Origin of the sequence: Ochrobactrum sp. C6C9 (genome assembly GCF_022627935.1) — a bacterium.
Classification (GTDB): Bacteria; Pseudomonadota; Alphaproteobacteria; order Rhizobiales; family Rhizobiaceae; genus Brucella; species Brucella teleogrylli.
On record NZ_JABXGB010000057.1, the window covers coordinates 1 to 13,375 of the forward strand.

Consider the following 13,375-nt stretch of genomic DNA (forward strand, 5'->3'; position numbering starts at 1 on the left):
CGTACGGCCTCCTTCTCCGCAACGGGCGAGGGTGGTTCGGCTGCCGTCGAGAACGCAACCGTGCCTGCCGATCCGGCGCTGTCGAGCTTTGTTGGCAATGCGCTGTCGGCTTCGGATCGTCCGGAACTGACCTCGGCCAAGATCATCATCTCAGGCGGTCGTGCACTTGGTTCGGCTGAAAAGTTCCAGGAAGTGATCCTTCCGGTTGCCGACAAGCTCGGTGCTGCCGTTGGCGCCAGCCGTGCGGCAGTCGATGCGGGCTATGCGCCAAACGACTGGCAGGTCGGCCAGACGGGCAAGGTGGTTGCACCGGAGCTTTACATCGCTGTCGGTATTTCCGGCGCTATCCAGCATCTGGCTGGCATGAAGGACAGCCGCGTCATCGTCGCCATCAACAAGGACGAAGAAGCGCCGATCTTCCAGGTCGCCGATTACGGGCTGGTGGCTGATTTGTTCCAGGCTTTGCCTGAAATGGCTGACAAGGTTTAAGGAAGACCAACATGAAACGTTCAGTGGTTATTGCTTCCGGGGTTCGCACGCCAATCGGAGATTTTGGTGGCTCTCTTGCAGGTATTCCTCCGTGTGAACTGGGAGCCGCAGTGGCGCGCGAAGTGATCGCGCGTGCTGGCATCGAGCCCGATCAGGTTGAGCAGACAGTCTTCGGCAATGTCATTCACACCAGACCGGAAGATATGTATATTTCGCGCGTCGTTGCGGTTCGTGCTGGGGTTCCTCACACGTCGCCTGCGTTGACTTTGAACCGCTTGTGCGGTTCGGGCCTTCAGGCGGTCGTTTCCGCTGCCGAACAGATTGAGCTTGGCAAAGCCGATATCGTGCTTGCTGGCGGTGCGGAGAGCATGAGCCGCTCTGGCCATTTACTGACGCAGGCACGCAACGGTCAGAAGATGGGCGATGTGACCGCGATAGATATGATGGTAGGGGCTCTGACCGATCCTTTCGGTCACGGTCACATGGGCATGACCGCTGAGAATATCGCCGAGCGGTCTGGCATCGATCGGGCAAAGCAGGATGCTTTCGCGGTTGAATCGCACCGTCGAGCGGCAGCAGCAATCGCAGATGGCCGCTTTAGCGGCCAGATACTGCCAATTACCGTCAAGCAAGGTCGGACAGAAAAACTGTTTGATACGGATGAACATGTGCGCAGCAATGTTTCTCTGGAGGATATGGCCAAGCTGCGCCCTGCTTTTAGCAAGGACGGCACCGTAACGGCGGGCAATGCATCGGGTCTCAACGACGGTGCGGCAGCTCTGGTTCTTATGGAGGAGGGCGTCGCTAAGGCCCATGGCGTCAAGGCATTAGGCCGCATTATCGCAACCGGACTTGGTGGCGTCGCGCCCGAGGTAATGGGTATGGGCCCCGTTCCCGCCAGCCGACAGGCTTTGCAGCGGGCCGGTCTGACCGTAGCCGATATGGATGTGATCGAATCCAACGAAGCGTTTGCGGCGCAGGCCTGTGCGGTCAGCGCAGAATTGGAGTTTCCGGAAGATAAGGTCAATCCGAATGGTGGCGCCGTTGCTCTCGGCCATCCGGTAGGAGCGTCGGGAGCGATCATCCTCATCAAGCTTTGCTATGAACTGGAACGTATCGGTGGCCGCTACGGTTTGGCAACAATGTGTATCGGTGGCGGGCAGGGTATTGCGATGGTGGTCGAGCGGGTCTAAGAAGCAAGCCGGGAGCGAGGAGGCTTCTCTCAACGACGACCAGTTCTGGTCTGAAAGCGATCCATGACAGAAAAACTCTCTCATCGCGGGCTTGTTGTCGCCGCGATCATGGCAAGCATGGCCATGATCGCTGTCGAGGCAACGATTGTGTCTACCGCAATGCCGCAGATTGCAGCACAGCTGGGACAACTCAATCTGTATTCCTGGGTTTTTTCGTCATTCCTGTTGACCCAGACCGCGACGACCGTCGTGTTTGGAAAGCTTGCAGACATTTATGGTCGCAAGCCCGTTCTTATTTTCGGTATCGCGCTGTTCCTCGCCGCTTCGGTCTTGGCAGGCTTCGCCTGGTCGATGCCTTCGATGATCGTCTTCCGGCTTTTGCAAGGCATCGGCGCAGGGGCGATCCAGCCTGCGGCCATGACTGTGGTGGCGGACCTTTTTCCCGGAGCGCAGCGTAGCAAGGTCCAAGGGTATCTTGCCAGTGTATGGGCTTTGTCAGCCGTCGTCGGCCCGTTGCTTGGCAGTCTCATCATTCACAATCTGAGCTGGGCCTGGGTTTTCTGGATCAATATTCCCGTCGGTATTCTGGCGGCATCTGGTTTTCTTCTCTTCCTGCATGAAGAGAAGCGGACAAAACCGGTCTCGGTCGACGTGCTCGGCGCGGCACTTTTCGCTGTCTCCATTTCGTCATTGATGATTGCGCTTACCCTGATGGAGAGCGCGGTTTCACTGGAAGGAATTCTGGCATTCATTCTCTTTGCCGTTTCGTTGATTGCCTTCATCTGGCAGGAACGCCGCACGAAGGAACCCATGGTCGCGCCCGACCTGTGGCTGAAGCGTCCTATAGCTTTTTCCAATCTTGCAGTTTTCCTGGCCAGCATGTCGATTATGGGCCTCACGACATTTTTGCCGATGTATGTACAGACGGTTCTCGACCGTTCTCCCGTGGTCGCGGGCTTTGCCCTCACTATGCTGCTGCTGGGCTGGCCCTGCGGGGCAACAATTGCATCGCGACAGTTTACGCGTTTTGGGCTGCGTCCAATCATGATCGTCGGAAGCATCTGTATTCCAATCGGAACCTCTCTGCTTGTCATGCTCACCCCGTCAAGTTCGGCAACAATGGCTGGAGCCGGTTCTCTGATCATGGGTTTCGGCATGGGGCTGCTTAACATCGGGGCACTAATCTTGACGCAGGACAGCGTAAGCTGGTCAGAGCGTGGCAGCGCTACGGCATCGAATGTTTTCTCGCGTAATTTGGGAAGCACACTCGGCGCGGCCATTCTGGGCGCAGTGCTCACCTACGGTCTTGCGAATGCCAACCACGGTGAAGCGATTACGTCAGAACAACTTCGTGACCTGCTGAATGGGGCGGAGATGTTGATTGATCAGCACGAGCTACGGCTGGCGCTTCAGCACGCGCTGCACGCGACCTTTGTAGCGATGATGCTTATCGCGGTGATGATCGTGCCTGCCTGCCTCTGCGTGCCAAAGACCAAGAAGACATATGAGAGTGATTTACAAGAGGCGTGAGCCTCTCACCTTGAGAATAAGCGAACCGGTCTGGTTTCCAATTTGTGTTCAAGTCTCAACATCATCGGTGCTCCGCGGTGTGGAGCGCCTGGGCAACAGCAGAAGGGAACGGGCAAAGCAGGCCGTTTCAACATATAACTGCGCCGCAGAATAAATTTGTCGCAATGCAGAAGATTTAAGTTGCCTGATCTTTGAGATTTCGTCCCGAAGCCGAGAAACTATCTGAGGCTGATCCCTAGACGTGCGCTTTGCGCGAAGGGGTCACCCGATGTGATGCTCAGCGAAAGTGGATGTACCGATGCCCTATCAGTTAAGTCTTCTCGACAAGAGTCCGGTAGCACAAGCGGGCAATGCGGAAGCCGCCCTTTCGAACACCGTATCTTATGCTCAGGCGGCCGAACAAGCGGGCTACAAGCGGTTCTGGGTTGCGGAGCATCATCACGCGGAGGAACTGGCCGGGCCTTCGCCCGAGGTGCTTGTTTCCTATCTTCTGGCATCGACAAAGCGGATCAGAATTGGTTCTGGCGGCGTGATGCTTCAGCATTACAGCCCTTACAAAGTTGCCGAAAACTTCAACCTTCTGGCCGCCCTCGGACGCGGGCGCGTGGATCTCGGTGTCGGCAAGGCGCCGGGCGGACTTCCTTTATCAACCAAGGCGTTACAGCAGGAAACAGGCAGCGAAAAGCGCCTCGATTTCAACAGCAAGCTTGAGCAGCTCACTGCGTTTCTTGGCGGTGGCAAGATCGCTTCCGGTCCGTTTGAAGGACTGGCGGCAACGCCTAAACCACAGCTTTCTGCGGAAAAATTCGTGCTTGGCGCAAGCCCGGAAAGCGCGTTGCTTGCCGCACATTCCGGCTGGGATTTTGTCTATGCCGGTCATTTGAATGGCGATACTGCCAATCTACAGAAAACGTTCGACGCCTATCGCAAAGTGACCGGAAAGGTGCCGGTTCTGGCGCTTGGCGCAGTGGTTGCCGAGACCGAAGATACGGTTGATGCCGTGGTCTCGAAAATTAAAATCTTCAAGGTGCATCTCGCCTCCGGACAATCCGTTTCGGTTGGCACACAGGAGGCAGCCGCCGAGTTTGCGCGGCAGGCTGGAGAGGCTGATTACCGGGTTGAAGAAAAGCATCCAAATGTACTCGCAGGCTCGGCAAAGCAGGTGAAGCAGAAGCTGGATGAACTGCACGAGCAATATGGGGTGGCCGAGTTTGTGCTCGAGTTCCCCGCTGTTTCTCATGAGCAAAGATTAGCTGCCATCGAGGGCCTGGCAGGCGAACGTCTGGCAATTGCCGCCTGATCCAAAGCCACTGGCGATAAGGAGTATCTAAAATGGGTTCCAAGCAGATCAGATTCGGTGTGATGCTTCAGGGTGCGGGCGGACATATGAATGCCTGGAAACATCCATCCGGGCCGGCAGATGCAAGCGTGAATCTCCAGTTTTTCATCGATACGGCGCGCAAGTCCGAAGAGGCTGGTATCAGCTTCGCTTTCATCGCCGACGGGCTTTATATCAACGAGATTTCCATTCCGCATTTTCTCAATCGCTTTGAGCCTTTGACCGTCCTTTCGGCGCTCGCAGCGAATACGAAGCGCATTGGTCTCGCAGGCACGGTTTCGACGTCCTATAGCGATCCATTTACGATTGCGCGACAGTTTGCATCGCTTGATCTCATCTCCGGCGGGCGTGCGGGCTGGAATGTGGTGACATCGCCGCTTGAAGGTTCAGGCCGCAACTATGGCAAGCCACACCCAGAACACGCGTTACGCTATGAAATCGCCGATGAATATCTCGAAGTGACTAAAGGTCTTTGGGATTCCTGGGATGAAGATGCCTTCGTTCGCGATCGCGAGAGCGGACAGTTTTACAGGCCGGAGGGCTTCCATCGGCTCGACCATAAGGGCCGCTTCTTCTCGGTTGAAGGGCCACTCAATATCCAGCGCTCGCCTCAGGGCCAGCCCGTCATCTTTCAGGCCGGCGCTTCGGAAGCGGGTGTAGGACTTGCGGGTAAACATGCGGACGCCGTCTTCACCAATGCCGGCACCATCAAGGACAGCCAAACATTTTATGCGCAGATTAAAGCCAGCGCTGTTGCGCATGGGCGCTCGCAGGACGATGTCGGCATTTATCCCGGCATTGGTCCCATCGTTGGAAGAACCGATACCGAGGCCGAAGAGAAATATCATGCGATCCGTAATCTCGTAAGCATCAACGAAGCTCTGTCCTATCTCGGTCGCTTCTTCGATCATCATGATTTCACCGCCTATGATCTTGATGCGCCTTTCCCGGATCTTGGTGATGTCGGCAAAAACAGCTTCCGTTCGACAACGGATCGTATCAAGCGCGACGCGGCTGCAAACAGGCTCAGTTTACGTGAAGTGGCGCTGAATGTTGCCACACCACGCACGTCCTTCATTGGTACGGTGGAAAAAATCGCAGACGAAATCATTCTCTGGAAAGAGCAAAAGGCAGCTGATGGTTTCATCCTCGGCTTCCCGGTGATTGCTGAAGGGCTGGATGATTTCATTGCCCATGTTCTGCCAATTCTGGAAAAGCGCGGATATCATGAAGGCAGTCTGAAATACGACACGCTGCGCGGAAATCTTGGATTGGAGCATCCGCAGAGCCGTTATGCGAAGCCCGTTGAAAACAATGATGCCGAAAGCCACCGAAAGGGTGCGGCATGAATATTCAACGGTCGCCAGACGTAAACCGCAAACTGGAAATCGAGGCGGGTCTTGCCTCGTTTATCGACGAGTTTATCGCTTTGCGTCGCGACATTCATGCTCATCCGGAGCTGGCGTTCAAGGAAACACGAACCTCTGCTCTCGTGGCGGATTATCTCCGTCAGTGGGGCTATGACGTTACAACCGGCGTTGGTGGCTCTGGCGTGGTTGGCACATTGAAACGCGGCAACTCCGGTAAGGCCATTGGTATCAGGGCAGATATGGACGCGCTGCCAATCATCGAAGCAACTGGTCTTGATTACGCAAGCAGCAATTCCGGTGTGATGCACGCATGTGGCCACGACGGACACACGACCATTCTGCTGGCAGCAGCGCGCTATCTCGCTCAGTCCGGTCGTTTTTCCGGTACAGTGCACCTGATTTTCCAGCCAGCTGAGGAGATCGGGGCAGGCGCCCGAAGCATGATCGAAGACGGCCTCTTTGAGCGCTTTCCGTGCGATGCCGTCTATGGGCTGCATAACTGGCCGGGCGTGCCCGCAGGCAAGTTCGGCTTTGTGACTGGCCCGGCGATGGCATCGGTGGACCGGGCAAGAATTCGCGTGAACGGCCGTGGCGGTCATGGGGCCGAACCACACAAATCGGTAGATCCGGTTGTGGTGGCTTCATCCATTGTTCTGGCCTTGCAAACGGTGGTCGCGCGCAATCTCGATCCGCTCGATATGGGGGTTGTGACGGTGGCCTCCATTCATGGCGGTGATGCGTTGAATGTCATTCCCGCGCATGTTGATCTTGGCATTACCATCCGCTCGTTTTCGCAAACTGTGCGCGAGGAATTGCGGCGGCGGATTGAAGCTGTCGCGCGTTCACAGGCCGAAAGTTTTGGTGCTGTTGCTGATGTCAATTATCAGTGGGGCTTTCCTGCTTTGATCAACGCAAAAGCCGAGACGGAATTTGCACGACAGGTCGCGCTAAGCACTTTCCCCACCGGCACAGTTATCGAAGATTTCCGACCGCGCACGGCGAGTGAGGATTTTGCCTTCATGCTCGAACAAAAGCCGGGAACGTATTTCTTCGTCGGCAATGGTGAAAGTGCCGGTCTGCACAGCCCCGATTACAATTTCAACGATAAAATCCTGCTTCCAGCCGCGTTGTTTTGGGTTCGGCTGACCGAAGCATCGCTGATCTGAGATTGCACGATTTCTTCAACATGGATGGCCCATCATGGCGGATGAATTTCTCTACACTTCAACGACCGATATTCGTGCAGTGCCATTGATCGAGGCGCTGACGATTGAGTACGACACGCGCTACGGCACCTATTTCAATGAAGAGGGTGCAGCCGCCGAAATGAACAGATATCCGCCGGAAGCTTTTGCGCCTCCGCACGGCAATTTCCTGTTGTTGCTTCGTGATGGCCAGACAATCGCTGGTGGCGCATTCATGCGCTATAACGATGTGACCGCCGAGTTCAAGCGCATCTGGACACATAGTGATTTCCGTCGACAGGGGCTGGCCAAAAAGGTGTTGGATGAACTGGAAGCGCAGGCGCGTCGGCAGGGTTATAGCCGCGTCTATCTGACCACTGGTTTCCGGCAGCCGGAAGCCAGGGAACTCTATTTGAGAAACGGATATACGGCGCTTTTTGATGTCGCGGCCGATCCCGAAATTTACGGGACGTTGCCTTTCGAGAAAAATATTGAAAATATCGGACAAGTTGAATTTCATCCTTCCGACGCCGCTTTAAAACAGGTGGTGTTTGGCTAAGTAGATGCTTGGGCGTTGTGGTGGGTGTTATGGAAAAAACATCCGCCACCGCCTGATTAAATAGACTTATTTGTTTTGAAACTCGACGCCTCATCTCCGAAAATGGAATCCGGTGACTTCAAAAGCAGGAATTCCTGCGGTGATTCATAAGTTGAACGGCTATTCGGAGCAGTGTTGATCATGGCTATCGCTACAGAGTTTGCGGGTACGGACAGAGAGACAGGCTCTCGCGTAAGTCCCGGCGATTTCAAACATTATCGCATCGTTCCGGCCCGTTATCCGGCACGCGTCGTTGGCACAGTCATCGCCGCAGGCCTGATTATCGCTGTGTTGCAATCGGTTCTGACCAATCCGAAATGGGGTTGGCCAGTCTTTGCAGAATGGTTCTTCTCCGAGCCTGTTCTCGTCGGTTTGATGCGGACACTGTGGTTGACAGCGCTTGCAACAGTGCTGGGTTTTGCCCTTGGAACCGCGCTCGCGCTGGCTCGCGTTTCACGCTCGCCGCTGTTGTCCGGTCTTTCCTGGGCCTATATCTGGCTGCTGCGATCCATTCCACTGATCGTCCTGCTTCTTGTTTTGAACAATCTCGGCTATCTCTATGAAACAGTCAGATTAGGTGTTCCATATACGGATATCACCTTTGCCGAATATCCCACCGTTCAGATACTCAGTCCGTTTGCTGCTGCCCTCTTAGGGTTGAGCCTCAATCAGGCTGCATTTTCTTCCGAGATCATCCGTGGCGGCATTCTGTCTGTCGATCAGGGACAGCTCGAAGCTGCCGCCGCACTCGGCTTGCCACGGCGCAGACAAGCCTTCCGCATCGTGCTTCCGCAAGCCATGCGCACGATCCTTCCGACGGGCTTCAACGAGATCATCGGTCTCGCTAAAGGCACATCGATGGTCTATGTCCTTGCGCTGCCGGAACTCTTCTACACGGTGCAAGTCATCTACCGCCGCAATCTCGAAGTCATTCCCCTACTGATGGTCGCAACCGTCTGGTATCTGATCATCATGACGGTGCTCTCGATCGCGCAATATTACATCGAGCGCCATTTTTCGCGCGGTGCATTGCGCAATCCACCACCAGCTATTCTGACACGCCTTTTCGCTCGTTTAATTCCAGCAGAAACCCCGGTTTCGACCAGGGCTGAGACTGTTGCGTTGAGCGAACACGATGCACGGATAACCGAAAAGCTTGCTGTCAGCGGTTTTACCGGTGTGCGACGCGGTGCGGTGGACATTCACGGTGTATCGAAGAGCTTCGGCAACAATCTCGTTCTTGATAATGTAAGTCTGCACATCAAGCCCGGGAGCGTGACAGCGATCCTCGGCCCATCGGGTTCGGGCAAGTCGACATTGCTGCGATCCATCAATCATCTGGAGCGTGTGGATGACGGCTTTATCTCGATTGATGACGAACTGCTGGGTTATCGCCAGAGTGGCGACACGCTCTATGAGTTGAAGGAAAAAGACATTCTGAAAAAACGCGTCGATGTTGGCATGGTGTTTCAGAACTTCAATCTCTTCCCGCATCTGACCGTGCTGGAAAACATCATTGAAGCGCCGATGATTGTCCGTGGCCTGAGCCGGGATGCCGCGACCGTGATTGCAAAACGTCTGCTGGCGCGCGTTGGTCTCAGCGAAAAAATCAATGCCTATCCGCGTCAGCTTTCCGGTGGTCAGCAACAGCGTGTCGCCATCGCCCGCACACTGGCACTTAATCCCAAAGTGATCCTGTTCGACGAGCCGACCTCTGCGCTCGACCCCGAACTGGTGGGTGAAGTGCTGGATGTAATCAAGGAGCTCGCACGCTCTGGCACCACGCTTGTCATCGTAACCCATGAGATAGGCTTTGCCCGCGAAGTGGCGGATACGGTGGTCTTCATGGAAGAGGGCCGCATTCTCGAAACCGGCAGGCCGGAGCATCTTTTCAATGCGGCAACGCATCCCCGAACCCGGGAGTTTCTAGCAAAAGTCCTCTGACGCCATAAAGTCCGTTTAACACCACACCCCGACAATCACGATTGCCCTGACGGGGCAATCGGCGGGGATTATTTGTCCAAAATTCAGAACATTCTCAGGAGTTATTCAATGAAATCAGGTAACTACAAAAGCGCAATATTGGGCGGCGTTCTGGCAGTAGCAACACTGTTCAGCGCGCCAGCCATTTCCGCAGAACTCGACTTGAGCCCGGAGCAGCCAAACCGTCTGCGCACGGAGAAAAGCGATGCCGTTATCAATGCTGTCCCCAAGGATTTCAAGTTCGTGCAGGATGGCAAGTTTGTCGTTGGTATCAATCCTTGGGTGCCCCCAATCAGCACTTATGCTACGGATGCAAAGACCGTGGTGGCTTTCGATCCCGATCTGATTCAGCTGGTTTCTGATACATTGGGGCGCGAGCTTGTGTTGGTGCCAATCGCCTGGGCCGATTGGCCGCTTTCACTGGAATCCGGCAAGTTCGACGCCGTGATTTCCAATGTGACCGTAACCGAGGAACGCAAGGAAAAGTTCGATTTCTCTACCTATCGCAAGGACGAACTTGGATTTTACGTCAAGGCGGACAGTGCGATCACATCGCTGAAAGAGCCCAAGGACATTGCGGGCCTGAAGGTCATTACCGATCCGGGCACCAATCAGGAAAACATCCTCCTACAGTGGGACAAGCAGAATGTCGCAGCCGGACTGAAACCTATCGAAGTGCAGTATTATGACGACGATGCAGTCAAGGGTCTCGCGATTGAATCCGGTCGTGCGGATGCGGTCTTCAGCGTCAATGCAGTGCAAGCCTATGCCGCATCGCAGCACGGCAAGACCAAGCTTGTCGGGACGGTAAGCGGTGGCTGGCCGCAGACGGCCGAAGTGGCAATCACCACGCGCAAGGGCAGTGGTCTGGCTGACGCACTCACACTCTCGCTTAATGAGCTTATCAAGAGCGGCAAATATGGGCAGGTGCTGGAGCGCTGGAGCCTGAGTTCAGAAGCCGTTGACGAGGCCAGAACGAATCCTGCCGGATTGCCGAAAAGCGGATCGTAAGTTCCGCTCGTAACAAAGCGAAATGTGGAGAAATCAGGTCATTACACAGTGTTTTACACTTAAGGAGATGGGCATATGACTTATATCAGAAAAGCGGGATATTTCATTGCGGGCCTGATTTCAACGGCTCTGCTGATGACGAATGCGGCACGGAGTGAAGGTAAATTTGATCTCAGCCCAGAACAGCCGAACCGCTTGCGGGTTGAAAAACTCGATAAACGTATCGAGGAAGTCAAGGGCTTCAAATTCGTCAAAGATGGTGTTCTGACTATCGGCATCAGCACCAGCGGGCATCTGCCGCTGCATGACTATGCGTCAGATTCCAAGACCGTCATCGGCTACGATGTCGATCTGGCACAGATCATTGCCGACGCTCTCGGACGCGATCTGAAACTGGTTTCTGTTGCGTGGGCCGATTGGCCACTTGGGCTTGCTTCGGGCAAATTCGATGCGGTGATTTCCAATGTCACCGTTACGGAAGAACGCAAGGAGAAGTTCGATTTCTCCACCTATCGCAAGGATGAGCTTGGCTTCTACGTTAAGGCAGACAGCGCGATCAAGGAATTGAAACAGCCAGAGGATATTGAGGGCCTCAAGATCATCACCGATGCCGGCACCAATCAGGAAAAGGTGCTGCTGGAATGGGATCGGCAGAATGTTGCTGCGGGTTTGAAACCGATCGAGGTGCAATATTACGATGATGACGCGGTCAAGGACCTCGCCATTCAAAGTGGTCGTGCAGATGCGGTGTTCAGTGTGAACGCGACACAGGCCTATTCCGCTGGCATCAATGGTAAGACCAAGCTGGTTGGCACGGTCAGTGGTGGCTGGCCGATCACCGCCGAGATTGCGGTTACAACGCGTAAGGGCAGCGGGCTTGCAGACCCGTTGACCAATGTTCTCAACGATCTGATCGCGAGCGGCGCCTATACCAAGGTTCTGGATACCTGGAATCTCGGACCGGAAGCCATCACCAAAGCCAAGACAAATCCACAGGGCCTGCCGAAAAGCGGTTCGTGAGGGGTGGGGCTGGCACATGAGGGGATGCGTGTGCCAGCCCGCTTTATTCTACATAAATGGAGAATGGTTCATGAGAGCAGGTGCTCTGTTAATAGCTGCATGGGCGTTGGTTGGCGCTTCAACCCTGCCAGCGCTATCAGAAGATGATTTTGATTTGTCGCCCGAACAGACGGGCCGCATTCATGTGCAGAAAGATGCTAAGGCAATCGCCGCCATTCCCGCCGATTTCAAATTCGTCACGCCGGGCAAGCTGACTGTGGCCGTCGCGCCGGGCGGACCGCCACTGGCGGCCTATGCCACAGATGCCAAGACCGTTGTGGGTGCGGATGCAGACTATGCGTCGGCGATTGCGGAAAGCCTAGGGCTTCAACTTGAAAGCGTTCCGGTTGCATGGATCGATTGGCCGCTGGGTCTCTCATCCGGCAAATATGACGCTGTGATATCCAATGTTGGTGTCACGGAAGAGCGCAAGGAAAAGTTCGACTTTTCGACCTATCGGCAAGGACTGCATGGCTTCTTCGTAAAGGCCGACAGTGGCGTTACCTCCATCAAGGAGCCAAAGGATGCTGCAGGCCTCCGCATTATCGTGGGTGCCGGGACCAATCAGGAACGCATTCTCGTCAAGTGGAGCGAGGAGAATGAGAAGGCGGGACTGAAACCGCTGGAACTGCAATATTATGATGATGAGGCCGCCAGCCTTCTGGCTCTGCAATCGGGTCGGGCCGATGTGATTGTTCAACCCCATGCACAGCTCGTATTCATTGCCTCACGTGACAAGAATATCAAACGTGTCGGCACGCTCAGCGCGGGCTGGCCGGATCGTTCGGATGTGGCAATTACAACCCGTAAGGGCAGCGGAATTGCCGAGGCGCTGACGATCGCCACCAATAGCCTGATCGCAAGCGGAGACTATGCCCGCATTCTCGACCGCTGGCATCTGGACGAAGAAGCTTTGAAACAATCGGAGACCAATCCGCCCGGATTGCCGAAGTTCAAATAAACTTCCAGTACAGTCATTATCGAAGGACATAATGTGCCAAAAACGATCGATTATTTCTTTTCCATCGGTTCGCCCTGGTCATATCTTGGGCTGGATACGCTTGAGGAACTGGCAGAGCAGCATGTGGTCGAAATCAAGCCTTACCTCGCAACCGTTATTGAGGAAAATGGCGGCATCCTCTCGCGCAATCGGCCGGAAGTACGTCGCGCTTATGGCACACAGGATCTCAAGCGTTGGGCCAAATTTCGTGGCAATCCGCTTTTCATCGATGGCCGTCCAGCTTTGAGTGATCCCACACCTGCTTCCTTCAGTGTGATCGCGGCCCATCTTGATGGTCAAAACTGGCTGCAGCTGACACGTGTTTTCCAACATGCATTCTGGTCAGAGGCAAAGGACATTGGCAAGCCGGAAGTCCGCAGTGTGGTTGCGGATAGGGCCGGTTTCAACGGCGATTATCTGGCCGCACGTGAGAATGATTACGATGTTCAAGCCAAGTGGAAGTCGGATCGTGAACAGGCCGTGGCCAGGGGCGTCTTTGGTTTTCCAACCTATATCTATGATACCGAGACCTATTGGGGACAGGATAATCTGGGGTTTCTCGCGAACCATCTGCGCGGGGAAACCTATTGAATTCGACTTCAAAGCTATTGCGAAGCCG

Annotated in this window: 12 protein-coding genes; all 12 read left to right on the forward strand. The window is 54.9% G+C overall.

The genetic code is table 11. From position 1 onward, the window contains the following. Nucleotides 1-489 (forward strand): electron transfer flavoprotein subunit alpha/FixB family protein (locus HWD97_RS23320; protein ID WP_371835715.1); only part of this gene is annotated, 489 nt, incomplete at its 5' end. 11 nt (nt 490-500) lie between these two features. After that, complete coding sequence (gene bktB / locus HWD97_RS23325) at nt 501-1,682, forward strand: beta-ketothiolase BktB (protein WP_124916546.1); 1,182 nt, start codon at nt 501-503, stop codon at nt 1,680-1,682. A 63-nt stretch (nt 1,683-1,745) separates the two neighbouring features. Next, nucleotides 1,746-3,212: an MDR family MFS transporter gene (locus HWD97_RS23330; RefSeq protein WP_109366231.1), complete on the forward strand. Its 1,467-nt coding sequence runs from the start codon at nt 1,746-1,748 to the stop codon at nt 3,210-3,212. 298 nt (nt 3,213-3,510) lie between these two features. Beyond that, nucleotides 3,511-4,512, forward strand: a complete 1,002-nt coding sequence (locus tag HWD97_RS23335) for an MsnO8 family LLM class oxidoreductase (protein WP_109366230.1) — start codon at nt 3,511-3,513, stop codon at nt 4,510-4,512. A gap of 32 nt (nt 4,513-4,544) precedes the next feature. Beyond that, nucleotides 4,545-5,900, forward strand: a complete 1,356-nt coding sequence (locus tag HWD97_RS23340) for an LLM class flavin-dependent oxidoreductase (RefSeq protein ID WP_371835716.1) — start codon at nt 4,545-4,547, stop codon at nt 5,898-5,900. Further along, on the forward strand, nt 5,897-7,087 hold the full coding sequence (locus HWD97_RS23345; RefSeq protein WP_109366228.1) for a M20 aminoacylase family protein: 1,191 nt from the start codon (nt 5,897-5,899) through the stop codon (nt 7,085-7,087). Before HWD97_RS23340 ends, HWD97_RS23345 begins: the two co-directional genes overlap by 4 nt. A 34-nt stretch (nt 7,088-7,121) precedes the next feature. Further along, on the forward strand, nt 7,122-7,664 hold the full coding sequence (locus HWD97_RS23350; protein WP_109366227.1) for a GNAT family N-acetyltransferase: 543 nt from the start codon (nt 7,122-7,124) through the stop codon (nt 7,662-7,664). A gap of 180 nt (nt 7,665-7,844) precedes the next feature. Next, complete coding sequence (locus HWD97_RS23355) at nt 7,845-9,647, forward strand: amino acid ABC transporter permease/ATP-binding protein (protein ID WP_109366226.1); 1,803 nt, start codon at nt 7,845-7,847, stop codon at nt 9,645-9,647. 108 nt (nt 9,648-9,755) lie between these two features. Further along, on the forward strand, nt 9,756-10,697 hold the full coding sequence (locus HWD97_RS23360) for an ABC transporter substrate-binding protein (protein WP_109366225.1): 942 nt from the start codon (nt 9,756-9,758) through the stop codon (nt 10,695-10,697). Between the two features lie 75 nt (nt 10,698-10,772). Continuing rightward, nucleotides 10,773-11,717: an ABC transporter substrate-binding protein gene (locus tag HWD97_RS23365; RefSeq protein WP_109366224.1), complete on the forward strand. Its 945-nt coding sequence runs from the start codon at nt 10,773-10,775 to the stop codon at nt 11,715-11,717. 70 nt (nt 11,718-11,787) lie between these two features. Beyond that, entirely contained in the window at nt 11,788-12,717 is a 930-nt protein-coding gene (locus tag HWD97_RS23370) for an ABC transporter substrate-binding protein (protein WP_124916543.1), read from the forward strand. 33 nt (nt 12,718-12,750) lie between these two features. Next, nucleotides 12,751-13,347, forward strand: a complete 597-nt coding sequence (locus HWD97_RS23375; RefSeq protein WP_109366448.1) for a 2-hydroxychromene-2-carboxylate isomerase — start codon at nt 12,751-12,753, stop codon at nt 13,345-13,347. The last annotated feature ends 28 nt before the right edge of the window (nt 13,348-13,375 follow it).